Source organism: Streptomyces sp. NBC_01716 (assembly GCF_036248275.1).
Classification (GTDB): Bacteria; Actinomycetota; Actinomycetes; order Streptomycetales; family Streptomycetaceae; genus Streptomyces.
In genome coordinates this window covers 4,454,803-4,480,763 of the sequence record NZ_CP109181.1, presented here as the reverse complement: position 1 = coordinate 4,480,763, position 25,961 = coordinate 4,454,803, and the positions used below count along the sequence as shown (strand labels likewise).

At 67.2% G+C, this 25,961-nt stretch carries 25 protein-coding genes and 1 tRNA gene; 9 read left to right on the top strand and 17 right to left on the bottom strand.

Going from position 1 to position 25,961, the window contains the following annotated elements; genetic code table 11:
- Window positions 1-15: 15 nt before the first annotated feature.
- The 5 genes from OIE74_RS19505 to OIE74_RS19485 form a co-directional block, all read right to left on the bottom strand.
- Window positions 16-681: a DUF2637 domain-containing protein gene (locus OIE74_RS19505; protein ID WP_329385254.1), complete on the bottom strand. Its 666-nt coding sequence runs from the start codon at window positions 679-681 to the stop codon at window positions 16-18.
- On the bottom strand, window positions 681-866 hold the full coding sequence (locus tag OIE74_RS19500; protein WP_015577979.1) for a hypothetical protein: 186 nt from the start codon (window positions 864-866) through the stop codon (window positions 681-683). The genes OIE74_RS19505 and OIE74_RS19500 overlap by 1 nt, the downstream gene beginning before the upstream one ends.
- 79 nt (window positions 867-945) lie before the next feature.
- On the bottom strand, window positions 946-2,301 hold the full coding sequence (locus tag OIE74_RS19495) for an FtsK/SpoIIIE domain-containing protein (RefSeq protein ID WP_329385252.1): 1,356 nt from the start codon (window positions 2,299-2,301) through the stop codon (window positions 946-948).
- Between the two features lie 2 nt (window positions 2,302-2,303).
- On the bottom strand, window positions 2,304-2,663 hold the full coding sequence (locus OIE74_RS19490; RefSeq protein WP_032781844.1) for an SCO3933 family regulatory protein: 360 nt from the start codon (window positions 2,661-2,663) through the stop codon (window positions 2,304-2,306).
- Between the two features lie 139 nt (window positions 2,664-2,802).
- Window positions 2,803-3,582, bottom strand: a complete 780-nt coding sequence (locus OIE74_RS19485) for a GntR family transcriptional regulator (protein WP_329385249.1) — start codon at window positions 3,580-3,582, stop codon at window positions 2,803-2,805.
- A gap of 18 nt (window positions 3,583-3,600) precedes the next feature.
- Between OIE74_RS19485 and OIE74_RS19480 the strand changes: the two genes are divergently transcribed.
- Window positions 3,601-4,065 carry an NUDIX hydrolase gene (locus OIE74_RS19480; protein WP_329385246.1) on the top strand — a complete coding sequence of 155 codons (465 nt, stop codon included), beginning with the start codon at window positions 3,601-3,603 and terminating at the stop codon, window positions 4,063-4,065.
- A 385-nt stretch (window positions 4,066-4,450) separates the two neighbouring features.
- Here the strand turns inward: OIE74_RS19480 and OIE74_RS19475 are convergent, their stop codons facing one another.
- The 6 genes from OIE74_RS19475 to OIE74_RS19450 all read right to left on the bottom strand — a co-directional run bounded on the left by OIE74_RS19475 (window position 4,451) and on the right by OIE74_RS19450 (window position 10,041).
- A complete protein-coding gene (locus OIE74_RS19475) occupies window positions 4,451-6,958 on the bottom strand; it encodes an N-6 DNA methylase (RefSeq protein ID WP_329385243.1) in 2,508 nt (835 codons plus the stop codon).
- A gap of 314 nt (window positions 6,959-7,272) precedes the next feature.
- Window positions 7,273-7,482, bottom strand: a complete 210-nt coding sequence (locus OIE74_RS19470; RefSeq protein WP_329385240.1) for a hypothetical protein — start codon at window positions 7,480-7,482, stop codon at window positions 7,273-7,275.
- Between the two features lie 493 nt (window positions 7,483-7,975).
- Window positions 7,976-8,278 carry a hypothetical protein gene (locus OIE74_RS19465; RefSeq protein ID WP_329385236.1) on the bottom strand — a complete coding sequence of 101 codons (303 nt, stop codon included), beginning with the start codon at window positions 8,276-8,278 and terminating at the stop codon, window positions 7,976-7,978.
- Window positions 8,275-9,018, bottom strand: coding sequence for a GntR family transcriptional regulator (locus tag OIE74_RS19460; protein WP_329385234.1), 744 nt, complete (start codon window positions 9,016-9,018; stop codon window positions 8,275-8,277). The genes OIE74_RS19465 and OIE74_RS19460 overlap by 4 nt, the downstream gene beginning before the upstream one ends.
- Window positions 9,015-9,239, bottom strand: a complete 225-nt coding sequence (locus OIE74_RS19455) for a hypothetical protein (RefSeq protein ID WP_329033907.1) — start codon at window positions 9,237-9,239, stop codon at window positions 9,015-9,017. The genes OIE74_RS19460 and OIE74_RS19455 overlap by 4 nt, the downstream gene beginning before the upstream one ends.
- A gap of 523 nt (window positions 9,240-9,762) precedes the next feature.
- Window positions 9,763-10,041, bottom strand: a complete 279-nt coding sequence (locus OIE74_RS19450) for a hypothetical protein (RefSeq protein WP_329385231.1) — start codon at window positions 10,039-10,041, stop codon at window positions 9,763-9,765.
- A gap of 78 nt (window positions 10,042-10,119) precedes the next feature.
- On the opposite strand from OIE74_RS19450, the gene OIE74_RS19445 reads away from it, so the two are divergent.
- Complete coding sequence (locus OIE74_RS19445; RefSeq protein ID WP_329385228.1) at window positions 10,120-10,875, top strand: GntR family transcriptional regulator; 756 nt, start codon at window positions 10,120-10,122, stop codon at window positions 10,873-10,875.
- Between the two features lie 162 nt (window positions 10,876-11,037).
- Here the strand turns inward: OIE74_RS19445 and OIE74_RS19440 are convergent.
- From OIE74_RS19440 to OIE74_RS19430, 3 genes are all read right to left on the bottom strand, one after another.
- Window positions 11,038-11,124: transfer RNA gene (locus tag OIE74_RS19440), tRNA-Ser, on the bottom strand.
- Between the two features lie 219 nt (window positions 11,125-11,343).
- Window positions 11,344-11,997, bottom strand: a complete 654-nt coding sequence (locus OIE74_RS19435) for a response regulator transcription factor (protein ID WP_329385225.1) — start codon at window positions 11,995-11,997, stop codon at window positions 11,344-11,346.
- Between the two features lie 100 nt (window positions 11,998-12,097).
- A complete protein-coding gene (locus OIE74_RS19430; RefSeq protein WP_329385223.1) occupies window positions 12,098-13,867 on the bottom strand; it encodes a sensor histidine kinase in 1,770 nt (589 codons plus the stop codon).
- 285 nt (window positions 13,868-14,152) lie between these two features.
- Here OIE74_RS19430 and OIE74_RS19425 point away from each other — a divergent pair, with 285 nt between their 5' ends.
- Both OIE74_RS19425 and OIE74_RS19420 read left to right on the top strand, forming a co-directional pair.
- Window positions 14,153-14,767 (top strand): hypothetical protein, encoded by a 615-nt coding sequence (locus OIE74_RS19425; protein WP_329385220.1) that lies wholly within the window; start codon window positions 14,153-14,155, stop codon window positions 14,765-14,767.
- A gap of 175 nt (window positions 14,768-14,942) precedes the next feature.
- Window positions 14,943-16,457, top strand: coding sequence for a family 43 glycosylhydrolase (locus OIE74_RS19420; RefSeq protein WP_329385217.1), 1,515 nt, complete (start codon window positions 14,943-14,945; stop codon window positions 16,455-16,457).
- Here the strand turns inward: OIE74_RS19420 and qcrB are convergent.
- Entirely contained in the window at window positions 16,441-18,096 is a 1,656-nt protein-coding gene (gene qcrB, locus OIE74_RS19415; RefSeq protein ID WP_443076364.1) for a cytochrome bc1 complex cytochrome b subunit, read from the bottom strand. The genes OIE74_RS19420 and qcrB overlap by 17 nt on opposite strands.
- Window positions 18,097-18,385: 289 nt before the next feature.
- Here qcrB and OIE74_RS19410 point away from each other — a divergent pair, with 289 nt between their 5' ends.
- The 3 genes from OIE74_RS19410 (at window position 18,386) to OIE74_RS19400 (ending at window position 21,289) form a co-directional block, all read left to right on the top strand.
- A complete protein-coding gene (locus OIE74_RS19410) occupies window positions 18,386-20,104 on the top strand; it encodes a hydrogenase maturation protein (protein WP_329385213.1) in 1,719 nt (572 codons plus the stop codon).
- Between the two features lie 149 nt (window positions 20,105-20,253).
- A complete protein-coding gene (locus tag OIE74_RS19405) occupies window positions 20,254-20,892 on the top strand; it encodes a dihydrofolate reductase family protein (RefSeq protein ID WP_329385210.1) in 639 nt (212 codons plus the stop codon).
- Window positions 20,893-21,001: 109 nt separating this feature from the next.
- Window positions 21,002-21,289 carry a hypothetical protein gene (locus OIE74_RS19400; RefSeq protein WP_329385207.1) on the top strand — a complete coding sequence of 96 codons (288 nt, stop codon included), beginning with the start codon at window positions 21,002-21,004 and terminating at the stop codon, window positions 21,287-21,289.
- On the opposite strand, the gene OIE74_RS19395 is transcribed toward OIE74_RS19400, so the two are convergent.
- The gene (locus OIE74_RS19395; RefSeq protein ID WP_329385204.1) at window positions 21,280-22,401 is read right to left on the bottom strand and encodes an asparaginase; all 1,122 of its coding nucleotides are present in this window, start codon (window positions 22,399-22,401) and stop codon (window positions 21,280-21,282) included. The two genes, OIE74_RS19400 and OIE74_RS19395, sit on opposite strands and share 10 nt — an antisense overlap.
- 206 nt (window positions 22,402-22,607) lie before the next feature.
- A complete protein-coding gene (locus OIE74_RS19390) occupies window positions 22,608-24,101 on the bottom strand; it encodes a S1C family serine protease (protein WP_329385201.1) in 1,494 nt (497 codons plus the stop codon).
- 269 nt (window positions 24,102-24,370) lie between these two features.
- Here OIE74_RS19390 and OIE74_RS19385 point away from each other — a divergent pair, with 269 nt between their 5' ends.
- Together OIE74_RS19385 and OIE74_RS19380 are read left to right on the top strand one after the other, a co-directional pair.
- Complete coding sequence (locus OIE74_RS19385) at window positions 24,371-25,180, top strand: glycerophosphodiester phosphodiesterase (protein ID WP_329385198.1); 810 nt, start codon at window positions 24,371-24,373, stop codon at window positions 25,178-25,180.
- A gap of 75 nt (window positions 25,181-25,255) precedes the next feature.
- Entirely contained in the window at window positions 25,256-25,858 is a 603-nt protein-coding gene (locus OIE74_RS19380) for an ATP-binding protein (protein WP_329385195.1), read from the top strand.
- Window positions 25,859-25,961 lie beyond the last annotated feature (103 nt).

Sequence of the window (25,961 nt, the reverse complement as noted above, 5' to 3'; positions counted from 1 at the left end):
AGTTCTCCTTTGCGGTCAGCTGAGGCGGGCGGCGATGGCGTCGGCGAGGTGGGGCGGAACACCGAGGCGGGAGCGGAGAGTGTCGGTGTCGATCGGTGATCCGGTGCGGGTGCGGTACTCGTCGGCGACCTTGCGGGCGTGGTCGATCAGCACGGCGGGAACGGGCGTATCCGGGGACGGGGCCGGGGGCGAGGACAGGGCCGTCGTCGCAGGGGGTTCATCGGCCTGGGATGGGATCGGGGCGGCGTCAGGCACACGCCTCGGCCCGACGTCCTTTGTCTCTGTGACGGCGGCTGGCGGAGCCGGCTCCGGTTTCCCCGACGAGTGGGCGAGGAGAGTGCCGCCGAGGAAGGCGAGTGCGGGCCATCCGGCGATGCCGAGCCGGAGCGGGGCCGGCGGGTCGGCCAGGTCGAGGAACCCGGCGGTGGCGACGTTGGCGCCGAGCGACGCGAACAGGGCGATCAGGAACCAGCACCAGGCCAACCGAGACGGGCCCTCGCTGCGCAGCCGACGCCAGGCGGCGACAAGGAGCAGGTCGACGCTGACCGGGTAGGCCCATGCCTTCCAGCCGTCCTGTCCGGCCGCGGCGGCGAGGTCGTGCAGGTGCGCGAAGGACAGAGCTCCGGCGATGACCGCCTGGATCAACACCGCGTCGATCCGGAGACCGTGCCGGGCGCCCATCAGGAGTCCTCAGCGGGGTCGGAGTCGTCCGGGAACGTGCCCGGCGGCGGCTCCGGCAGCGACACGGCGAGGGACGGGCTGACGACGTCCACGAAGTCGAGGTCGGCGCCGGCCATGTCGGCGTACAGGGCGAGTTGGCCGAGCAGGAGCACGGTCCGGGCGAAGTCCTCGCAGTCGGGGCACATGGCGGTTCTCCCTTCTCTGGGCATGGCAGTGGTAGGGACTCGGCGCGAAGACGGTCGCGCCTACCGGGTGGGGGAGAGATCAGGCGGTGGCCGGAGATGCCTTCGCCGGCGGCACAAGCTCGGTGGCGGTACCGGTCATGGCGGGCCGGAAGGGGGCCAGCTCGGGCAGGTCCGGGGTCCTGTCGGCGTACCGGTTGCAGAGGTTCACGGCCTGGCGGAGCGAGGTGTGCGGAGCGCGGATGCGGTGCCAACCGCCGGAAGCGTCTCCCGCGATGGCGAGGCCTCGCAGTTCGGCGGGAATCTGGATGGCGGCGAGGACCGCGTCCGGGGCGATGTCGCCGAAGGCCATGTTGGCGGAGGTCTCGTCATTGAGACGGTGGGCGGTGCGGCCGGTGAGTTGGGCGCGGAGCATGGTGATGCCCTTGCCGAGTTCGGAGCCGAAGCGCTGTCCGCAGATTTCGAGGTAGATACCGGCGGCGCGGCCGAGCTGCGCGAGACGGACCAGGGCGGTGATGATGCGGTCCCGCCGCCTCTCCTCCTCCTTCGTTGCGTACAGGGCGAGTTCGGCCACCTCGTCGACCAGGACGACGACCGGGGTCGGGCGGAGCTCATCAGGCAGGTCCCAGATGTCAGCGGCGATCTCCGCGTCCGGCACATCGACGGTGATGCGCTGCTGGGTACGGATGAGGCGGTAGACGTCCGCCATCCGCGCCACGAGTGCATCGAGGAGTTCGGCAGCGGTGTCCGGGCTGTCGGCCAGCGCTGAGAACCGGCGCGCCAGCGGGAAGAGTTCGACCCCCTGCTTACAGTCGATGCCGACAAGGGCAACGTCCAGAGGAGCAAGGCCGGCGACCAGGTTGCGTTGGTAGACCGACTTGCCGGACTCCGTGGCGCCGAGGGTGAGGGCGTGAGGTATCGCGCGGTAGTCGCGGTAGTGCACCGACCCGTCTTCCCGAAGGGCGACCGGTACCCGCATCGCCCGGGTCTCCGTCTCAGCAGGCATCTGCACCCGCTTGAGCACGTCGTATCCGGTCATCCGCACCTCGACGACACCGGACCGCACCTCACGCGAGGTCACGCCGAACATCGAGAACGAGTGCCGAAGCCGGTCCGAGGCCGCAGCGATGTCGAAGACGTCTTGGCCGGGACGGAGTTTGAGTCGGAGGACCAGGCCGGTGCGAGTCGGCCGCAGTCGCTGGATACGCGGTGGGCGGGGCTCAGGTATCGGCCGGTTGGTGGCCCGTGCCAGAGATAACCGCCACCGCGCCGGCGGAACGGTCAACCCGCACGCGTCCATGACCGAGCGATACCGGACCAGGACCCGCAGCGCGGCCAGAGTGACCCCGAAAGCCAGCCAGTACCAGGCGGGGCGCCGCCACCGCAGGAGACCCGCAGCGGCGACGACCAGCACCAGAGCGACCGTGAAGGCGGTCATGATCAGGCCGCCTTCGACCCTGCGGCGGCGACGTCGGCGAGCGAGGTGACCGCGACCGCGCGGAACGCGATGCCGTGCCGCCGCTGGCCGTTGAAGTCGTTCTCCCACGGACGGGCGACCAGGCCGGTGAGTGCGACCGGCGTACCCATGGACAGCTCACCGGTGATCCCGGGCTCCGGAACGGTGACGGACAGGATCTCTACCTCCTCGTTCGCCGCGAACATCACGTCCACGGTCATGAGCTGAGCACCGGTCTCCATGTCGGTGGCGATCTCACCGGTGCGGCGGTCACGGACTTTGACCTGCGGAGTCTTGGCGACCATCACGACAGCGCTGGAGGTGTCGACGGGAATCTGACGCACAGCAGATCACTCCTCTATAGATGCTGAACTCCGCCACTCATGTATATGAGTGACATGAAGAAGAGTGCATGACTCCTGTACATGAGTCAACCCGCCGCGAAGAAGAACTCACGACGGGTTGAGGGAAGTTGAGCGGACGTCAGTCGTCGGCAGGGATCCGATACTCGAAAACGAACTGGTCAGCGGCCATAAGCGTGTCGCACACCTCGACCACCCGACCCGCGGTCGTACGGGCCTCCCGGATCAGGTGAACCACGGGCGCACCAGGGCTGAGCGCCAGTTCCGACGTCTCCGACTTCGACGCCGGGCGCGCTTGAAGCGTCTCGACGAACTCTGCGAACTCATGCCCGTGGTCTTCGAGTCGGGCGTAGATGCCACCGCCCCCGGGGTTCTCGGCGAACAGCTCGGGGATCTCCTTCACCACGTCCCAGGGCAGGTACGACGAGGCGGTTTCCACCGGCGTGCCGTTACGGAAGTAGAGGCGCCGACGGGCCAACACCTGTGTACCGGCGGGAACGCCCAGACGCTCGGCGGCATCCTCGGGCGCGCCCATGGGACCGATGTAGAGGACGCTGACTTTGGCGGTGGCGCCGGACTGTGCGGACTCCGCGAGGTAGGCGGCCTGGCCACCCTGCCGGAGCGAGCGCCGGAAGCGATCGGAGGAACGGTGCCGTACAGGGGGCCGGTTCTTCACGATCGAGCCCTTGCCATGCCTGGTCTCGACGAGCCCGCTCGCCCGTACCTCAACCATGGCCTTACGGATCGTCCCGCCGGAGACGCCGTAGCGGTCCACCAGCTCGGATTCGCTCGGCACCATGTCGCCGGCCTTGAGAACCCCTGCCCGGATCTGCTGCACGAGGTCATCAGCGATCTGCACATACCGAGGACCGGAACCGGCCCCTCCCGCCGCAGTTCCCATAGTCCTTCCCTGCCTCCTATGCTCCTCTACATGAGTCAACCACAGGAAGCGGCACCCACTCCCCTGCACTCCGTGTCCGTCGCCGGAGTAGTGGTGCGCGAGGACGGCCGCCTCCTGGCGATCCGCCGAGCCGACAACGGCACCTGGGAGCTCCCCGGCGGCATCCTCGAACTCAGCGAGACACCCGAGGCCGGTGTTGCCCGCGAGGTCTGGGAAGAGACAGGCATCCACGTCGAGGTGGACCAGCTCACCGGCGTCTACAAGAACACGACCCGAGGCATCGTCGCTCTGGTCTTCCGCTGCAAGCCCTCCGGCGGCACCGAGCGCACATCAAGCGAGTCGACGGCAGTCTCTTGGCTCACGCCCGACGAGGTCAGCGAGCGCATGTCCGAGGTCTACGCGGTCCGCCTCCTGGACGCCCTGGACGACAACGGCCCTCACGTGCGGAGCCACGACGGCAAGCAGCTCATCCCGGCGGGATAAGACTTTCTCTACTTCATCAAGGCCCGCGCGCGGCGCGGGCGCGCGCCGCCTCAGCGGCGCGGCCTGCCTCCTGTCTCCGCCCCGGCTGGCCGCGCCCGGCGGCGCGCTCGGCGACTGCGGGCGTGAAATGGGGATACGCCCTCTGTGGCTGGGGCGGTCGGCTCCACGGCTTTAGGCAGCCACTTTGGGGCGAGCCTCTAAGATCATGGCCCCAACCTCGTGCTTTAACGGGCAGGTCCACAGACTGCCCGACTCGCCGGAAGCTTAAGGGGCCATGATCACTCGCCCCAAAGCAGCTCCCGCCCAAAGCCGCTCCTCCGACCTAACGCTTCGCCGTTCCCGCAGACCGTTGAACGCAGCAGTCCCTGGAACTGCGTCGGCGACGCTAGGCCTCTCCAGGTGTCTCGCGTTCGAGCAGCTCTACTACCAGATCGTTCATTTCTGCGGCAATTCCCTCTTGCTCAAGATGCGTAGTGACAATCTGTCGAGCACGGACAAAGTAGAGGTCTGAAACATCTACTTCGGATGCCACTTGAGAAGCACGCCGGGCGACCGCCAAGATGCGGGCGTGCAGAGAGTCGTCTGGGACATACTTGGCCCACGGAACGGCGAATACCGTCTTGGCGAAATCACGCTCATCCTTACTGCTCGACATTAGCGGAGTCACGAGATCCTCAACAATGTCACTGTTGAGAATTCCACACAGAAAGTGCGCCTCTTCTTCGGACTCTACCGTCGCCCAGTAAAGGCCATTATCTACTACCGCATCACGATCGCTAAGATACGAAGCGAACAGATGCAGCCCGGACTTATTGTAGACTACTCGGTGTTCCGCAATCGGATACTGGGCGCTCAAATTGCGCTGAAAATCCAACCTTCCCCGCAGGGATAGGTTTTTGCTCTTAGTTTCCTTATGCTTATCCCACAGGCGTTGCGCTTCCCGCCACCACTGTGCTAGAGCAGGGTACAAATCGATTCTTTTATGGTCTCCATCGAGGAGCTCCCGGGATTCTTTATCCCAGGGAATGACAGCATTTCCAGGTTCGATAAGCCTGTACGGCAGCAGGGTATTCCCAGTGTAATACCGATGCAGAAACTTACGCTCGATTGTGCCGCGCAAATTGGGTACGAATTTCCACGGCTTCTTTTCGTTATTGCTTCGCGCGCTCTCAATTCGGACACGTCCAGCCCCCGCCCCCATTAGGCCACCAGAGGTCTCGTTTACAGAAATCAACACTCGCGGATACAGTGTTGCCCCGTTCGAGAACTCCGCGAAATAGGGATGCGCCCGGTAGTCTCCGACTTCAGCCCTAGGAAGCGAAGTCTTTTCAATCACACTCTTTACCGCATCCCAGGTAGCTCGCCTCACCTCAGCGATACGACCGACCCAAGATTCCATTGTGTGCGGCATGTGAGTTTCTTCGCGGGCCGCAAAGTAATCCACACGCCCAGCAGTCCCAAAGATTACACTTCCCGGGTAAGGGAAGAAATGTGGCCGTATCCGAAACAAATCCCACGGTTCACTGAAGCGGGCCCGCAGGCAGTCGCCGGCTTCAAGCGGCCAAGTCCCCTTGCGAAAACCTGCGTATTGCTCTCTTGACAACACAGATCTCGGCATTACGAACGCGAACTTTCCTCCATTACGGAGATATAGTTCACAAGCGCGAACGACGAACATCGCTGACAAATCCATCTGAGTGGCATTGTGGCCGCCAGCCCAAATACCGTACCCCACCGTACGAGCCTTAAAAGCCTCTTGCATCGCTGGGGTCATGAACCTATAGCCCAACCATGGGGGGTTTCCCATCAGCAGATCTACCTGCTGACTCTCCTGACTGAGCCAAGCGGGGCGGACGAGGTTTCGTACATAGAAACCCCATATTCCATCCCTTCCGACATCATGCAGGTGACACATATGTCCGAAAGTCTCGACCAGAGTCGGCCTGTCAGATGCTGGCACCTCGAACCGATCAAGGACGGGATCGATGTTCGGACGAGGTGCCGCAGTGTCAGGCGTGCGTGAAGTCGCCCTAATAGCAAGCTCAGCGACAAGCTCGTCGAACCTACCAGCGTCGGCCAACAGCCTCCGAGGAAAACGGAGCTCTTGCTCGTACGAGCTCGATCCCACCTTGGTTGGCACGACAACATCGTCGACTGCAAGCAAATCAGAGGACTCGTTCCATTGGAGCGAGTCCCCGAGGTAAACAGGGATGGTGATCGAACTGCGTTCCTGCGAAGAGAGCCTATCCGCTCCAATAGCGAGAAGGTAGGTCACGCGCGCTAGGACGACGGCTACCGGATGAATGTCAATTCCGGAGATGTGCCTGGTTACCTCCACCGCAGCGACACCGGGGGACGCTCCACCCTCCTCCGCACTGGCAAGGTATTTTCGCACAGCATGAAAGAGGAAAGTACCAGATCCGCATGAAGGGTCATGGATACGCATAGAAAGCGGCTCGTCCAGAGAGGTGTCGACTACAGCAGCCGCCAGCCAGTCAGGAGTATAGAATTCACCAAGCTGCTTACGCTGTTCCTCGTTAATTACCGACTCATACAAAACCTTCAAGATGTCATGCTCGACATCCGACCACGCGAAGCGGTGAATGCGACGAGCAAGGCGGCGAACAAATCCGCTTCCTCTCGGGCTATCAAGTACCCAGTCGAAGAAGCCAGCTTCGACGACGTTGTACACCTGGGAATCGGAAAATTCTGATCCTCTGAGCAGAGACTCGACGGTACGACTTGTTTCAGTTACGTCAATGCCCAGCAGTTCGTGAGCGATGAGACCGGAGGAGATGACCAGATAAGTGTGCTGAACGAACAACTCGTCCGTGTCTGGGAACTGGGTTCCGAGTGCCGTGGCGACTAGCCTTGCCCAGAGTTGTCGCTTCACTTGCACTTCTGAATTACTTTGCGAACTTTCCCAAATGTCCCACAGGGCAGCTTCATCCAAGTCATATGACGGGGAATTCACTCCGAGGCGGCATTCAATTTCATGAGGCGAGGGACGAACAGAGGCCTGAGTCGAGAGAACGGACTCTAGCCAGGAGCATAGGCTGCTTGCTGCTCCATCCGGTCGACGCGCGTCAACGATGAAGGTGCTTCCTACTTGCCGAAGGTTCCCATCGCTGAGGTGCAAAGCGCGCCACTCGACCCCATCGGTGATGATTCCGACGTAAGGCTGTCCAGTCGCTGCCGACCTGTCGGTCACATACCCGGCCAACTGAGAATGGCATCCTCACGAACGCTATCCGGCCGTAGGTCCTTTTTCACCTCGATGACGGTCGTACCGATCTCGATGTCGATACGCCTGCGCATGCTGGCAGCCGACTCCAAGCGAACGCTCACGTCTTCGACATCTGCAGTGTTTAGGTTGAGTCCGCCGTAGAGCAAGAGGGATCGGATGTCGGACGTCAAGTCCGCTTCGCTACGTCCACTGTCCCGCGAGGCGATCCTGCTAACAAGCTGGGGCAAATCAACCGAAACCATTAATCCTCCAACGTCCCTACCAAGGCGGTCCACCCTGCGCCTAGGCTCCCATCACACCATGTAACCATGCACTTCGGAGCGGTTACTGGAAGTCCCACCAGAGCACCGAAGTGCGCTGCTCATCGGTCATTACCGGGCAGAGACCAAGTACCACGAGCACGCCCTAGATTGCCGTTCCTGCCGCTCAGGGGACTTGGGACCGCAAGCTGACCAGTGATTCCCAAGCTCATCGCATGCATGGTGACTTACTGACCGGCTGACGAGGCTTCCCCTGATCGACGGCACCAGTACAAGAGCTATGCCTACTGCACCAGTTCGCGCCGCAGATCCGTGCGGGCACAGCGCGGCGGGGAGGGGCGCCCCGGTTCTGTGCTCGGGTTCCCCTCCCCGCGCGGAAGAAGGCCGTCTTGCCTGCGTCCGATCAGATTCGGTGAGGCCCGCCCGCCGCCAATAGATGACCACGGCTGACCGCAACACGGAGCACGTCCCTCAGTACACCGGTCAGGGTGCGGCCCAGGCGGCGAAGTTCAATCGGATCGGCGTCCTCGTCGTCAAGAGTTTCCGATACCACCTCCAGCAGTTCGGCCGCCGTGCCGAGTTGGACTGCTTCGATGTTGTCCGCCAGGCGGGACATGTAGCCGTCCGGGTCGTCAGTGCTCAGGTAGCAGGGCTTGTCGCCCGAGCCCGACCATGGGAGGAGCCGAAGTTCGTTCGGTGTCGTCATCCTCGGGTTTGCCTCTCGTTGAGCCCGTGGTGGGCGGTGAAGACGGCGTCGACTCGGTCTCCCGGGAAGGCCAGGAGCGCGGCTTCGACGACGCGTCCGGTGGCGTCGATGGCGATGCGGGTGATCGCGAGAACGGCCGTGGTAGGTCCGATCCGGAGGGCCGAAGCTTCAGCCAGGGTCGGAGAGCGGGCGCAAACCGTTTCTCGGACGGTGGCTGGCGACGGACCGAGGACGGCGAATCTCGTGACCGCCTCCCGGCACACGGAGTCGTCGTCGAGCACTCCGGCCGGTGCCAGGTCTCGCGGGATGTAGATGCGGGCCAAACCGTGCGGCGCCCCCTGTTCAAGGCTGAGGCAGGAGTACTCCGCGAGAGGGCTGCCCGTTGGCACCTTCAGCAACGTCGTCAGGTGTACGGAGGCCGGAACCGTGGTGCTGCGAACCGTGACGCGCAACGTTGGCTCGGCAGCGGTCCAGGGGTCCAGCGTGCCCCAGCCGCCGACGTACATGATCTTGCGGCGAGGGCGACGGACGTAGTTGCCCTTGCCGTGGATCTTCTCGATGAGCCCTTCGCCCTGGAGTACGGCGAGGGCACGTCGCAGTGTCACTGTGCTGACCTTGTACCGGTCGGCCAGGCCGACTTCGGACGGTAGGCGCTCGCCAGGTTTGATGCTGCCCGTCGTGATCTGGTGGCGGAGATCGTCGGCGATGTCGTGGTGACGAGAGGGCACGGAGCCGGTCACCGCCTTCTCAGCAGTCGCACGGCGGCGAGCCGGGTACGTGTGTGTATGGCCAGCAGCTCGCCCGACTCGAAGACCAGTTGTTTGGCCCCCTGAGGGAGTTGAAAGAGGTCTCTCACCCGGCATGCGTGGCCGCCGAGTTGGATGATGTCGCCGCGCTGCACGGTGGCCGCAGTGACTTCGATGTGGGAAACCAGTGCGCTGCCGGGGACTTGAGGCCTCACAGCGTCACATCCACTGGCGCGGACCGGTCGGGCGTCGAATGGCACGGGCAGTCACACGCCTCATAGATCACCGGGACGTCGGCGGGTGCCAAGAACGGGGAGGACTCAACGCAGGAGGGGTGGGTGCCGATCCGGCACGCGATCGAGCGGTAGGGGACGGACGTGGTGTCCGCACCGCGCGGCTGTCGACGAGGGGGCATCAGCGAACCCCTGCGAGGGCCGACCAGGCATCGGCCGGCACACGAGGCGCGACGACCACCGCTCGCGTCCGTACACGCGCTTCCCACGCCACCAGGTACGGACGGACAAGCGCGACGTCCTCACCCCTCAAGGGGCGACGGTGGACCGCGCCAGCCGAAGCCTGGCCCGGGAAAGCGGTCGACGCGTCAGCCGGCGCGGCGGAGGTGGGAGCGGTCAGTGGACGGGAGGGCGTTAAGGGGCGGCGATGCCGGCCCTTGGAGAAGTACCGCTCTCTGGTGAGCGAGGCGGCACGGCGGATACGGTTGAGCACGCTGTTCAGCTCCTATCGCTGATAGCCCGGTCCCCCGACATCGCTCGTCGGGGGGACCGTTTTGCGTACGACCGCCCATAAGGTGCGGCCGTTCAAGCTGGTGGCCAGGAGCCCGAATCGATCGGCCTCGGCCACCACGTCCAGGACCTCCCGCCATGACTCGGCGGCGAGCGTTTCCGGCACTTCCGCTTCGACCGTCGTGAACCGGTTGCGCTCCTCCACGCGCGTGGGGAGCCCGGCGGCGGACAGCCGGGCGGCGATGGCCGCCGCAGTCACTCCCGAAGCAGACACAGGGCAGCCTCCGTCACCAGCGATCACTTTCAGTGAAGCTAGTTAACTAGATTAGAGCTAGTGGACTAGATTTTCCATATGTCTGAGCAGCCGCCGTATATCCGCATCGCCGATGAACTCCGGCGGCGCATCGCGGAGCACGTCTGGGGACCGGGGGACCGTCTCCCCTCCCGCGCCCAGATCGGCCATGAGTGCGGCGTGGGCGAGAACGTGGTGCGCCGGGCACAGGAGTTGCTGATCTCCCAGGGAGTGCTGGAAGGCCGGGCCGGATCGGGCACCTACGTCGCCGAAGTCCGGCAACGGGTTCGAGTCGTGCGGTCGTCGGCACGCGAACAGCCCACGGGGTCCCCGTTTCGCCAGGACATGAAGGCTCTCGGCAGGCAGAGTGATTGGGAGAGTCGGACCGAGGCGAAGGTGCCGGCCCCGACGGAGATCGCCGCGCGGCTCGGGATCGCCGAGGCCGAGTTGTGCGTGCGGACGACGTACGAGTTCCTGGCGGACAGCAGGCCGGTTCAGCTGTCGACGAGTTGGGAGCCGTACGACCTCACCGGCGGCACACTCGTCGTCCTCCCCGAGGGAGGGCCGCACGCCGGGGCTGGTGTCGTGAACCGCATGGCCGTGATCGGAGTGACCGTCAGCCATGCGGTGGAGCAGCCGGAGCCGCGGCAGGCGACCGCCGAGGAGGCGTCGCTACTCGGCATCCAGAAGGCCGCACTCGTGACGCATATCCGGCGGACGTACTACAGCGACCAAGGCCGACCCGTGGAAACGGCCGACATCGTGGTGCCCGCGGCGCACTGCGAGATCGTCTACGAGATCCCGATCAGCCAGTAGCGGGCAGTCCTCGGCAGCTCCAAAGCACTGCATGGCCGTGCCCCCCGCGTGCCCCTTGCGTGCCCGATAGAGCGGGAAACCAGGGGGAACCGCAGTACCCAGCAGGGAGCGGGCATGGCAACGGCCCCCGACCACACGTACTGGTCAGGGGCCGTTCATCTGCGGTGGGTGTGGGATTTGAACCCACGGTGACATCGCTGCCACGACGGTTTTCAAGACCGTTCCCTTAGGCCGCTCGGGCAACCCACCCACGCCCCGCCCACCAGCGGCGGAGCGGGTACAGCGTACCGGGTGTGGGCGGTTCGCCGTGGCGTTGGGCTGTCCCTGGTCCGGGGCGGGGGTCGTTCAGGGCGGCGAGGCTGGGGGCGTCAGGCGGTTGGGGGGTTGGCCTTGCGGCGGGCGGGGATCATGGTCGTTTCGGTGGCGTCGGGATGCTCGGCGGTCTCATACCGCGGCCGGGGGCGGCCCTCATGCGTGCAAGCCGGCGTCGCGGGCGAGGAGAGCCGCCTGGACGCGGTTGGTGCAGGCGAGTTTGGTCAGGATGCGGCTGACGTACGTCTTCACCGTGGCCTCGCTCATGTGCAGCCGTCTGCCCGCGTCCGCGTTGGACAGGCCCTCCCCGAGCAGGACCAGCACTTCGCGTTCCCGGCCGGTCAGCCCGTCGAGGCGGCGTCTCGCGGCGTCCGAGCGGGTGGTTGCCTCGGAGGAGGCGAGGGCGTCCGCGACGTGGCGGGTGGCCGCGGGTGAGAGGTACGCGTTGCCGGCCGCCGCGGCCCTCACCGCCTGAATCAGTTCGCCGGGCGCGGAGTCCTTGAGCAGGAAGCCCGCGCCACCGTGGCCGAGCGTCCGCAGCACGTTGTCGCGCTCGCCGAACGTGGTGAGGATCAGCACCCGCACCTTCGGGGCGGCGCGGCCCAGTTCGGCCAGGGCCGTCAGCCCGTCCATCACCGGCATCTGGATGTCCAGCAGGGCCACGTCGACGGCGTTGCCCCGCGCCTTGTCCACCGCCTCGCGGCCGTCCCCCGCCTCGGCGACCACGTCGATGTCGTCGGCCGAGGTGAGGATCATCCTGATGCCGGCCCGGATGAGCGGCTCGTCGTCGGCGACGAGGACCCGGATCACACAGCCTCCTGCGCGTGTTGGTCATGAAGCGGATGGCGTGGCCTCGCCATCATGCCCTGGACCGGCCTGACGCATCGCACAGAGGGGCGAAAGCAGTCATTCACACGGCGTTGTAGGTCTCCTTCGCGACCAGCTTCCCGTCGCGGAAGCAGAACCGGAAGACCGTCGTGGTGTCGAGGTTGTCGGCGGCGGAGACGAAGTGACGGCAGCTCGCGCCCTCGGGCAGGGCCGGGCCCTGGTCCTTCAGGTCCGATGTCAGCGCCGAGTCCTCGTCCGGCAGCTTGCCCTGCACGTCCGCCTCGGGATCGCCGACCTTCACCGACTCGTACACGCTCGGCGATATCTCCGCCTTCTCGAACTCGCTCTTGAGCGCGCCCACCCCCCACACGCCCAAGGCGATGATTCCGGCGATGAGGACGACGGCGGTGCCAGCGCAGCCGATGGCCACGTTCTTCCTGGTGCTCATGATGGTGGTGAACTCCGTCTGTGGTTCGGAACGATTGGTGACCGTTCCACCGTGGTCCACCGCACCCGGCGGTATCTGCCCCACAAAGTCGTTCGCCCGTCCGCCGGAGGTCGCGCCGTCCCCGCCGTACACACCGTCCCCTGCCTCACCACCACTCCCTGCGGCGCCACCGCCGTACGGCAGCATCCCCGCGATACGGAAACCACCGTCCGCCGTAGGGCCGGTGTGCACCATGCCGCCGACGAGCGCCACCCGCTTCCGCAGCCCCTTCAGGCCCTGTTGGCCACTGATGGCGGCCGGTACCTCCGAACCGCCGCCCGGCACCGGCCCGTTGGCGACCTCCACCACCAGGCTGTCCGGCTCGTAGCGCAGGGACAGCCTGATCGGGGCGCCCGGCGCGTGTTTGTGAGCGTTCGTCAGGCCCTCCTGGGCTATGCGGTACGCCTCGTGGTCGGCGGCGGGCGCCAGCGGCCGGTGGACGCCCGACCGGTGCAGCTCCACCGTCGCGCCCGCGGCCCGGGACGAGGCGACCAGACCGTCGATGGAGGCGACCGTCCGGGGAACCGGATGCCCGCCGCCATCCCCGCCGCCCTCTCCGCCGTTGCCGTCGGTGGCCGCCCCGTGGAGGATGCCGACGGCCTCACGCAGTTCCCCCATGGCGGTGACGGAGGCCTCCCGCAGGATCCGTACCCCCTCCCTCTGGCGATCGGTCAGTTCCGGATCGACCTGGAGGGCGCCCGCGTGCACCGAGATGAGCGCGAGTTGGTGGCCAAGGCTGTCGTGCATGTCGTGAGCGATGCGGTTGCGCTCCAGCAGGCGCGCCTCACGGGCCACCACCGTCTGCTCACGCACGAGATGATCGTTGTTCCGCCGCAACGCCTCCAGCAGCGCGCGGCGTTGCGCCCGGTATCGGGCGGCGAGCCCCGGCACGATCGACAGGATCAGGAACGCCCCCGCGCCCAGCCCGCTCGTGACGGGCAGTCCGGACCCCGTGCTGATGTCGTCGTGAACGGCACGCGCGGTATTGAGTGCGAGCGCGGCGCCGTACGCGGCGGCCACGCGCCAGGGCTTCGTGATGCGGCTGCCCGCCGACCAGCTCGCGTAGACCAGCAGAGGGGTCGCCGCTATCAACTCCCCGGCCAGGGCGGCCGAGAGGACCAGCACCGTCGCGGGCAGCGCGCGCCGGGCCACCGACAGCAGGGCGACGCCCGCCGTGACCGCGAGGGTCCGTCCCCCGAACCCGGCCGCCACGCCGTCGACCAGCCCGGCGAACCCGGCGAGGGCGATGGCGAGCACGGTCTCCCCGACGATCCGGCCCGTGCTCCAGGGAACCCCTGCCGTGAGCCGGCGCCGGAGGGTCCGTGCGATGCGGGCGGCGTCTGCTTGTTCCACTCTCGATTCCACGGATGAACGATAGGCAGCGCCCTGGAGCCGCCGGCATCGCTCCTCCGTCGTGGCGCCGTACGACGAAAGTCAACAACGCGTGACCGGCCTGGACATCACCGGATCGCCCGCGCCCTCGCTCCGCCACCTTTCGTCGCCGTGGGCCGCGACTTCCGGCGACTGCGCCGGGCCCGCCGCCGCGGTGACGATGGGACGGCCGAGCGGGAACGCCGGCGGGCGGCACACACCGGGGCGGCGCACGCCGGGCAGTACCGGAGAGACAAGAAATGGGAGACGTGGCGTCACATGGACAACACACGCATGCGGGCAGAGGACATACAGGCGTACGAGCGGTTCAACATCCGGCAGCGGATGAGCCTCACGACCAACCGCTACGTGGTGACCGTGGCCCGGCCTGACGGTTCCGACGGTGAAGTCGTGGCGTTCGCCGAGCAGAAACGGATATCGCTCAAGGAACAGATGACCATCTACACGGACGAGTCCAGGAAAAGCGTCCTGTCCACGTTCGAGGCCAGCCAAGTCCTGGACATCGGGGCCGAGTACGAGGTGCGGAGCGGGACGGGCCAGATCATCGGGTCGTTCCGTCAGGACCCTCTCGCCTCGGTGGCGCGCACGACGTGGAACGTGCGGCAGCCGGGCACGATGGACCTCACCGGCCAGGAGCGCAACCGGGTGGTGGGCGTGGTGCGCCGGATCTGGGGGCTGCTGCCGTTCACCGACTTCGTCCCGTTCCTGTGGCCGTACCACTTCGACTTCACCGAGAGCGGCAAGCGACTGATGGCGGTGGACAAGAAGTTCGGGCTGCGGGACCGGTACGTGCTGGACATCCTCGCCCCCGACATCGACCGCCGCCTGGCCATCACCCAGGCCGTGGCACTCGACGCGCTCGAATCCCGCTGACCCGCGTACGGCCGGCGCGGGCTCCGAACGAAGCGGAACTCACCGACTATTGACGCCCCCTCAGCCGGGCGGGCAGCATTGATGGAACGTGTACGTTCCTGTTACTTAGTGTGCGGGAATGTTCTTCCGAGACCGGTGTTCGTGCTGCCGACCCCCATATGCGGAGCTGCCGACGATGAACGCTCGAATGCTCAGATTCCACGCGAAGACCATGGCCGCACTGCTCGCGGGCTGTCTGGTCGCCACGTTCTCGCCCGGTACCGCCGTCGCGGTGCCCGGACAGCCGGAGATCGGCGCCGGTAATCCGTTCGTCGACGGGTGGTACGCCGATCCGGACATCGCCGTGTACGACGACACGTACTGGGTGTATCCGACCACGTCGAAGGCGTACGGGGAGCAGACGTACCTCGACGCCTTCTCGTCGACCGACATGGTCAACTGGACCAAGCACAGCGATGCGCTGACGACGGAGGACATCTCCTGGGCCGAGTACGCCGTGTGGGCGCCGGCGCCGGTCGAGCGCGATGGGAAGTACTACCTGTTCTTCGCGGCCAACGACATCCAGAACAACGACAGCCTCGGCGGTATCGGCGTCGCCGTCGCGGACAAGCCTGAAGGGCCGTACTCCGACGCCATCGGCCGGCCGCTGATCGGGCAGTTCCACAACGGCGCCCAGCCCATCGACCAGGACGTCTTCATCGACGACGACGGTCAGGCCTACATGTACTACGGAGGCTGGGGGCACGCGAACGTCGTCAAGCTCAACGACGACATGACCAGCCTCGGCACCTTCGCCGACGGCAGCACGTACAAGGAGATCACGCCCGCCGACTATGTCGAGGGCTCGCAGATGTTCAAGCGCGACGGCAAGTACTACCTGATGTGGTCCGAGGGAGGCTGGACCGGTCCGGACTATTCGGTCTCGTACGCCATGTCCGACTCACCGACCGGGCCCTTCACCAAGATTGAGAAGGTACTCGCCCAAGACCCCGCCGTGGCCAAGGGCTCGGGTCACAACTCCGTGGTCAATGTGCCCGGCACGGACATCTGGTACATCGTCTATCACCGCAGGCCGCTCAGCGAGACCGCCGGAAACAACCGCCAACTCGCCTACGACCGCATGTACTTCAACGCCGACGGCACGATCGAACCGGTCACGATGCGGGTCGGGGACAACTTCGCCGACGGCAACGCCCTGGGCTGGAAGACCTACGGCGGGTCCTGGTCGGCCGACGGCGGACGCTATCGGGCCGAGAGCTCCCCGGGTGGTAAGGCACTGCTCGACACCAACTTCGCCGACTTCACCTACGACGCCGACGTCAAGGTCACCTCGGGGCGCGGTGACGCGGGTCTGGTGTTCCGCGCCACGCGACCGTCGGCCGGCGTCGACAGCTACACCGGCTATTACGCGGGCATCAGCCAGAACGGAAAGGTGGTGCTCGGCAGGGCGAACGACTCCTGGACACAGTTGGGTTCAGCCCAGCTGTCCCGCCCCGCCGGGCCGTCCCACCACATCCGGATCTCGGCGGTCGGCTCCGCGATCAAGGTGTACGTCGACGACATGGCCACGCCGAAGATCTCGGTGACCGATGCCACTTACGGCAGCGGAGCCAACGGGGTACGGGTCTTCAACACCGCCGCGGCCTTCGACAACGTCTCCGTCGACAAGGCGGTCAGTGGCCGCCGGTGAGTTCCTCGTATTCGCGGGCCGTGGGTTTGGTGATCTGTGCGGCGGGGCCGTAGTAGGCGCGGCTGAGCCGGGTGCGGAGGCGCCCGGTCCAGGCCCGTTCGGGGGGTGGGGGGAGGGGCTCGTACTGTTCGTGGGCCGTGAGCGTGTGAAGTTGGGCCGGGGTGAGGCGTTCGTGGATCTCGACGAACTCGCCGTACGACAGACGCTTGATGACACCCGTCTCGCGGCCGTGCAGGACCTTCTCGCGGTCGCGGCGCTGGAGGCCGAGGGCGCAGCGCTTCGCGATCACGTAGGTGACCAGTGGGACCGCGAACAGGCCGAAACGGACCGCCCATGTCACCGTGTTGACGGAGAGATGGAAGTGGGTGGCGATCAGGTCGTTGGCCGCGCCGAGCAGGGCCACCAGGTAGACGCTCAGCCACGCGACACCGAGCCCGGTGCGGACCGGGCGGTCGCGGGGACGGTCGAGGAGGTTCTGTTCGCGGTCGTCGCCGGTGACCCAGGCTTCGATGAAGGGATATACGCCCATGGCCAGGAAAAGGCCGACGCCGGCCAGCAAGGGGAGGAAGTTGTCGAGCGCCAGGGTGTGGCCCCAGTAATTGATCTCCCAGCCCGGCATGACACGGAGAAGACCGTCGGCCACACCCATGTACCAGTCGGGTTGTGAGCCCGCCGAAACCTGGTCGGGCCGGTAAGGGCCGTACATCCAGATGGGGTTGATCTGCGCGATGGCTCCGGCAATGAAGATCACACCGGAGACCATGAAGAAATACCCGGCCGATTTCACCGCGTACACCTGGACCGGCAGACCGACCTCATTGTTCTTCGTGCGGCCGGGGCCGGCGTACTGCGTGTGCTTGTGGTAGAGCAGCAAGGCCAGATGGGCGACCACAAGTGCCGCCATGAGGCCGGGGATCACCAGGATATGGATGGTGTTGAAACGCGCCACCAGATCGTTTCCCGGGAAATCCCCGCCGAAGAGGAACATCGACAGGTAGGAGCCGATGATCGGGGTGGACAGAAGCGTTCCGTTCACGATCGCGAGGCCGGTTCCTGACAGTTGGTCGTCCGGCAGGTCGTATCCGGTCAGCCCCGCGAACATGGCGAGGAGCAGCAGCGCGAATCCGAGCAGCCAGTTGACCTCGCGGGGTTTGCGGAACGCGCCGGTGAAGAACACGCGCATCATGTGCACCAGCACGGCGGCGACGAACACCAACGCCGCCCAGTGGTGGGCCTGTCGGATGAGAAGGCCGCCGCGGACGTCGAAGGAGATGTGCAGCGCCGAGTCGAATGCCTCCGAGACCAGCCGGCCGCGCAGAGGCGCGTAGCTGCCGTCGTATGTGACCTGTGCCGACGACGGGTGGAAATAGAACGTCAGATACACACCCGTGAGGACGATGACGACGAAGCTGTAGAGACAGATTTCCCCGAGCATGAAGGACCAGTGATCCGGGAAAGCCTTCCGCATCGTGGCCCTGACCACTTTGTGGAGGCCCAATCGGCCGTCCGCCCAGTCCGCGACCTTCTCCCCGGTACGCCCGGCACGTCCGGTACGCCCGTCACGTCCATCACGCCTTTGATTCCTTGGACGCCTTTGATGCCTTGGATTCCCTTGCCGGGACTCGGCCGGCCGGTCCATGGTGCCCATCTTTTCTGGCCCCCTTGCAGTGGGGTACTCGACGCGGTCCTCGCCCGGGGAGACCGGGGAGATCAATACCTCGTAAAGCCGTGACGAATGGGTGCCGCGACCGCTTTCACCAGTACGTGGCAATTTCCCGGTCCGGGGATTGGGAATTCCGCTCGTGCGCGCGGGGCACGGCACTCCGCCGCTTGGCGGGTCGGCGGCGGACCGGAGCCCGTGCGTGGGCCATGATCGGCGACGGGCGGCGTACGGGCCGCCCCGACCGGTCGGCGTGAGGGAGCTTGTCGTGGACATCTTGCTGGTCGCGAGCGCGTTCAACAGCCTGACCCAGCGCGTCTTCGCCGAGCTCGGGGACCGCGGGCACCGCGTCCGTGTCGAACTGGCCCTGGGCGACGAGCACTTGCGCGAAGCCGTACGCCGCACCGCCCCCGATCTCGTCATCGCCCCCATGCTCAGGACCGCGATCCCGGCCGACATCTGGTCCGCGCACGTCTGTCTGATCGTCCATCCGGGACCGGTCGGCGACCGCGGGCCGTCCTCCTTGGACTGGGCCGTCCACACGGGCGCCGCCGACTGGGGCGTGACCGTCCTGCAAGCCTCGGCGGAAATGGACGGCGGGGACGTGTGGGCCTCCGTCCGGTGTCCCGTACCGGCGGTCGGGAAGAGCGATCTCTACCGCAACGAGGTGTCCGACGCCGCCCTCGAAGCCGTGCTGCTCGCGGTGGAGCGCTTCGCCTCCGGGACCTACGTTCCGCGACCGCAGGACGCCCCTGGAGCGGCGGTGTGCGCTCGCCCGTACTTCGACCAGAGTCTCAGACGCGTCGACTGGGCCTCGGACCCGACCGGGACCGTCGTACGCAAGCTGCGCGGGGCGGACTCGCAGCCCGGCGTACGGGACGTACTCCTCGAAGAGGAGTGGTACCTGCACGGCGGCCACCCGGAGGACACCCTGCGCGGCGAGCCGGGAGAGCTGCTGGCCACCAGGGCGGGTGCGATCTGCCGGGCGACCGTGGACGGCGCGGTGTGGATCCCCGAGCTGCGTCCCCGCCGTAAGGCGGGCGAGGCGGCCACCTTCAAGCTGCCCGCGGTACTCGCCCTCGGCGACCGGATGCCGGTGCTGCCCGAGGCCGACGTCCCCTGGGAGCTGTCCGCCGGACGGCGCACGTGGAGTGACATCCGCTACCGCGAGGAGGGACCGGCCGGCTTCCTGTCGTTCGCCTTTCCGGGCGGCGCGATGAGTACGTCGCAGTGCCGGCGCCTGCTCCGGGCGTACGAGTTCGCCTGCTCCCGGCCGACCACGGTGCTGGTGCTCGGCGGGGGCCGGGACTTCTTCTCCAACGGCATCCATCTGAACGTCATCGAGGCGTCCGCCGACCCCGCGCGGGAGTCGTGGGCGAACATCAACGCCATGGACGACCTCGTGGCGGCCCTGCTGACCACGACGGACCGGCTGCTCGTGAGCGCGCTCGGCGGCAACGCGGCGGCCGGCGGCGCCATGCTGGCCCTGGCCGCCGACCAGGTCTGGTGCCGGGCCGGGGCCGTACTCAATCCGCACTACCGGCTGATGGGGCTGTACGGGTCGGAGTACTGGACCTACACGCTGCCCCGCCGGGTGGGCGACGAGGAGGCCGAGCGCCTGACGCGGCGCGCCCTCCCGGTGACGGCGGCCCGCGCGCGCGAGATCGGGCTGGTGGACGTCGTCATCGACAGCACGCCCGAGGACTTCGGCTCCGCGGTCGCGCGCCACGCCTCGCGTCTCGCGTCGGCGCCGGGAACGCGACAGCGCATCAGTAAGAAGAAAGCGGCGCGCGAGAGGGACGAGGCCGTCGCGCCGCTGAGCTCGTACCGGCAGGCGGAACTGGCCCGGATGCGGCGCACGTTCTTCGATCCCGGCGCGCCGTACCACGCACTGCGCTCAGCCTTCGTACGGAAGACGAAGCCCTCGTCGACGCCGGACCATCTCCGGGCCGGGGTGTCACGCCGCGCACCTCACGTCCCCGCCTGAATGTTTGTTTCTCCCGCCCTGTCGATGGCGGGCAGTCCCGTTCGACGTTGTCAGTGAGGCCGCCGGCACAGGGGCGGCGCAAGCCGTACGAACCGAAGAGCCCGCGAGCTGCTGAAGGGCTTGCGAGCCAACGAGCGAAGGAAACGCGCATGCGAAAGCTGATGGTGACCACATTCCTCTCCCTCGACGGGGTCATGCAGGCCCCCGGCGGCGGTGACGAGGACCGCGACGGCGGGTTCGAGCACGGGGGATGGTCCGCGCCGCTCTTCAGGATGGACCTCCTCGACCGGATGACCGACGTGGTCGGCCGCGCGGACGCGCTGCTCCTCGGGCGCAGGACGTACGAGATCTTCGCCGCCGCCTGGCCGCTCGCAGCCGACGACGATCCGATCGGGTCGAAGCTGAACTCCATGCCGAAGTACGTCGCGTCGAGGACACTGGACTCCGTGCCGTGGCAGAACTCGACGCTGCTGACGGGCGACGTCGCCGATGCCGTCGCCGCGCTCAAGGAGGGCGACGGCGGTGAGATCCAGGTGCACGGCAGCTGTGAACTGCTTCAGACGCTCATCGAGCACGACCTCGTGGACGAGTACCACCTGCTGGTCTTCCCGGTGCTCATCGGTTCCGGCAAGCGGCTGTTCGGGAAGGGCACGGTCCCGACCGGGCTCAAGCTGATCGACACCACCAGGTCCGAGAGCGGAGTCGTCGTCAGTACATACGCGCGGGGCGGCGAGATCGAGTACGGGGCGATGGGCCCGGAGACGGACAACTGGCGAACCGCGCGGTGAGCGGGCGGACCGGGGGGCGGACCGGGGGGCAAGTGGCCTGCCGCAGTACGCGATTCTGATCTACGAGAAGGAGACCCCGGGCGGTGTCGCCGACATCCCGCCCGACGTCATGGAGGCCAACCTGCGCGTCGGGGAGCAGATCGCCGCGATGGGAGCGCGCGTCGTCGATTCATGGGCGCGCTCCGGGGTGGCGGCCCGGGGCGGTACGCGCTCCAGGCCGACGTACGCCGAGACGGACCGGGAGCAGATCCTGGTCCTGTACGACGCCCTGCTGGCGGTCTGGTCGTCCCCGGTCGTCGCGCTCAACCGGGCCGTCGTCGTCGCCATGGTCGACGGGCCGACGACCGCGCTCGCCGCCCGCCCCGGCGCCCCGGCCCGCCCCTTCGACTACCCGTGACTCGTGAACTCCGCCGTCCCCAGCGTCGTGAACCACCCGCGGATCTTGTCCACGTCGTCCGTCTTCGCCAGCGAGAGCAGCAGCAGGATGCGGGCCTTCTGAGCGGTGAGGTCCGCCGCCCCGATCACCGCGCCTTCGCCTCCCGCGTCGTAGACGGCGCCGTTGCCCGTACGCGTGGTCGAAGCGAACACCACGCCCTGCTTGGTGGCGTCGGCGCGCGCCGCCGACATGGACGACGAGATGCCGCCCGCGCCCGTACCCGCCGTGACGACGCCGTCAGCGCCCGCGTCGGCGAATGCCTTCACGGCCTCGCCGCCCGCGCCCTGGTAGCTGTACGCGATCTCGACCTTCGGCAGGTCCTTGGCCGCGATGCCGCCGACGTCGAAGGGAGTGCGCCAGCCCGGCTTACCGCACTTCTCGACCCGCGCGGGCGCCCTGTTGATCCGGACGCGCTCCTGGTCCACCACGCCCAGCGACCCGCTCGCGCCGCTGTTGAAGGTGTCCATGCGCAGCGCGTCCGTCTTGCGCACCTCGCGCGCGGCCTGGATCTCGTCGTTGAGCATGATGACGCTGCCGAAGCAGGTGGTCTTACGGCTGGCGGCGAGCTGGATGGCGTTGTAGAGGTTCGCGGGGCCGTCCGTACCGAGGACGGTCCACGGGCGCATCGCACCGGTGAGGATCACCGGCTTGTCGCTGCGGACCGTCAGATCGAGCCAGTAGGCGAACTCCTCCATCGTGTCCGTGCCGGTGGTGACAACGGCCGCGTCATTCGTACGGAGGGCCTTGTCGACCGCCAGGGTCAACTCGCGGAAGTCGGCTATGGAGTAGCTGCCCGAGCCCTTGTTGCCGAACTGCACCGTGGACACGTCGGCGATCTCGTTCACCTCCGGCTTCAGCTCGCCGACGAGTTCGGAGACGGGAATCTTGCCGGACTGGTAGTCCTGGAAGTCCACCCTGCTCTCGCTCACTCCGGCGATCGTTCCGCCGGTGCCGATGACCGCCACCTTCGGGCGCTTGGCGGGTGACTTGTTCTGTTCGGCGGCGGTGGCCGTGCCGGCGGTCAGGGCGACGACCGCCGTCAGCAACGCGGTTCGACGCAGGATTCCTCGCATGCCATACCTCTCCCGGACGGGTCATTACGTCAGATCTGGGAGAAAGGTGTCCGAGGCATATTTCACGGCCCGGCCGTCGCGGTTAAATCAGCGTTTCGCGGCTGCCGCAGCCGCCTGGCGAAGACCGGCCGCAGGCGGTCAGCCGGGCGGGGCGCCGAACCCCAACTCGGCACCCGGCCCGTCCTTCTACAGTCCCCCGCCCGCTCCTACCGCGTGTCGCCCTTGCGCTCGCCCAACGTGACGTCGACCTGGGACTGCTTGCCGTCGCGCGTATAGGTGATCTTGATCTTGTCGCCCGGCTTGTGCGTCCAGATCTCGCTGATCAGCGTCGGGCCGCTGTCGATCTGCACGTTGTTGAACTTCGTGATGACGTCACCCGACTTGAGCCCCGCCTTCGCGGCCGGCCCGTCCGGCGTCACAGCCGGGCTGCCGCTCGCGTCGTCGCCCGAGATCGTCGCGCCGTCGCCGCCCTCCGACATGGAGACCGTCGCACCGATGACGGGGTAGACGGGCTGGCCGGTCCTGATGAGCTCCCCGGCGACGTTCCTCGCCTGGTTGATCGGGATGGCGAAGCCGAGGCCGACCGAGCCCGACTGGCCGCCGCCACCGCCACCGCCGCCGCCCGTGGGCTGGATCGCCGAGTTCATACCGATCACCGCGCCCCGCGCGTCCAGCAGCGGACCGCCGGAGTTGCCGGGGTTGATGGAGGCGTCGGTCTGAAGGGCGCTCATGTACGAGTTCTTGTCGCTGGTGCCGTCGCCGGAGGCCACCGGACGGTTCTTGGCGCTGATGATGCCCGTGGTGACGGTGTTGGAGAGCCCGAACGGCGCGCCGATCGCGATCGTCGAGTCGCCGACGGCCACCTTGTCCGAATTGCCCAGCGCCAGCGGCTTCAGCCCGGACGGCGGGTCCTTCAGCTTCATCACGGCGACGTCGTAACCCTCGGCGCGGCCGACGACCTCGGCCGCGTACTCCTTGCCGTTGGAGAACGTCGCCGTCAGGTCTCCGCCGTCGGCGGCCGAGGCCACCACGTGGTTGTTCGTGAGGATGTGGCCCTGCTTGTCGTAGATGAAGCCCGTGCCCGTGCCGCCGTCGCCGCCCTGGCCCTGCGCCGTGATGGTGACCACGCTCGGGAGCGCCTCGCCGGCCACCGCGGCCGTGCTGCCCGCGTCGCGCTTGAGGGCCGGGTCGGCCGCGGAGACCGTGGTCGATCCGCCGCCGACGCTGTCGTCGCTGTTGTCGGCCGCCCAGAAGCCGATCCCGCCGCCGACCACACCGGCGACCAGCGCCGACGCGAGGACCGCGGCGATGAGCCCGCCGGGGCGCTTGCGCGACGGCTGGGGGCCGGACGCGGGCGGCTCGCCCCATCCGCCGCCGCCTCCGTAATGAGGCTGGCTCGGCGGGGGCGGCGGCCACCCGGCGTCGGGGGCCGAGCCGCCGGGTCCCGTCGAGCCGGGGAGGTACGCCGGTACGGCTCCGGGCAACTGCGTGGTGGGCTCGGAGCCGTGACCGGGCTCACCGGACCGGCCCGGCCGACCGGGATCGCCCGGCTGATCCGGGCTGCCCGTCCGCCCCGCGTACTGCCGCTCGTGGGTGAACTCCCCCGGGGCGGACGCGGGCGTGCCCTCGGGAGCGGCAACCGGCACGGGAGGTACGGACGGGGCGGACGGGACCGCTGTGCCCTCGTTCTCGGTGCTCACAGTCTTTTACTCCTCAGGTTCCGCATCAGTCTTCGGCAAGAGTTCCGCTGTTTTCCGCCGCGTTCAGGTGTCGGTAGACCCCTTCGGCATGGACATGTCTCTCGTACGTCTCTGCCCTCAGCTTTTCCCACCGCCCGTCAGGCCACGGTAAGCAGGACCTGTGTGTCTCCCCGCCATCCTTTATTACTGGACAAACGGGACGCATCCGCAGGAGGGCCCAGGAGGGGCACCGCCCGACGCTTACCCCGTCTCGGTGACACCATGGCGGGGTGACTCAAGCACGGCAGCCCAGCATCCAGGTCGTCGCCCACCGAGGAGCCTCCGAGGACGCCCCTGAACACACTCTGGCCGCATACAAGAAGGCCATCGAGGACGGTGCCGACGCACTGGAATGCGATGTACGGCTGACCGCCGACGGGCACCTCGTGTGCGTACACGACCGCCGTGTGAACCGCACCTCCAACGGACGCGGCGCCGTCTCCGCCCTGGAGCTCGCCGATCTGGCCACCCTCGACTTCGGCTCGTGGATGGAGACCATGGACAGCGAGGAGAGCCCGGACTGGAAGGACCGCTCCCTCACCTCCGTACTGACGCTGGAGCGCCTGCTCGAACTCATCGCCGACACCGACCGGCGCATCGAGCTCGCCATCGAGACCAAACATCCCACCCGCTGGGCCGGACAGGTGGAGGAGCGGCTGCTCCAGACGCTCAAGCGCTTCGGACTCGACGGTCCGGCCCCCGGGGAGTCGCCCGTACGCATCATGAGTTTCTCGGCCCGCTCGCTGCACCGCATCGCCGACGCGGCGCCGCAACTGCCGACCGTCTATCTGATGCAGTTCGTCTCACCCCGGCTGCGCGACGGACGGCTGCCCGCGGGAGCCCGGATCGCGGGGCCCGGCATCCGCATCGTGCGCAATCAGCCGGGCTATGTGGAGCGGCTGCACAGAGCGGGTCACCGTGTCCATGTCTGGACCGTCAACGAACCGGAAGACGTCGAACTCTGCGCGAGCCTCGGAGTGGAGGCAATCATTACGAACCGCCCCAAACAGGTGCTGTCCCAACTGGGGCGCCTTGCCTGATTTGCCGGGGATTGGAGTGCACAGAGGGTGACTTGGAGTGCACCGGCGCGTTCGGTACGTGTTCGAGCCTGTTGAGTGCGTCACTGGTCTTCCCTTGGCCGGTTTCCGGTCCAGGCCATTGGGGCATTCACACCGTGGCGTGGGGCAAAGGAGGTCTCGGGGGTGGCGTTTGTGGTGGCACACGAAGTGCCCACGTCGTCGAGCATGGCCGTTCCCCATGGCCCTGCGGGCGTGGGACAGGCAAGACATCGGATGCGCGAGCAGCTGCGCCGCCGGGGGATGTCGGACACGGTCGTCGACGACGCCGTACTGATCCTCTCCGAACTGCTGAGCAACGCCTGCCGGCACGGCAGGCCGCTGGGCCGGGCGGAGATCGGCGACGGCGACGTACGCGCGGCCTGGGAGGTCGACGGAGCGGGCCGGCTGACCGTCGAGGTGACGGACGGCGGCGGCCCGACGCGACCCGTTCCGGCCACACCCTCGGTCACCGCGCGCGGTGGGCGCGGTCTGAACATCATCAGCTCGCTCGCCCAGAACTGGGGCGTACGGAACGGCTCCGCCGGCGAGGTGACGGTGTGGGTCATCGTCACCGATGGGCACCGGTCCGACGATTTCGCTACGCGCGTCGACGTCCCCGGACTGGACTTCGCCGACGCGTTCGACTCGGCCGACGACTGAGCTGACGACTGAGCCGACAAGCGGGCGGACGTACCGGCGGACAGCCCCGTACGCGCCCCACCCGGCGCTCCCCGAAGGGGCGTTGCGCCCATGGCGATACGCG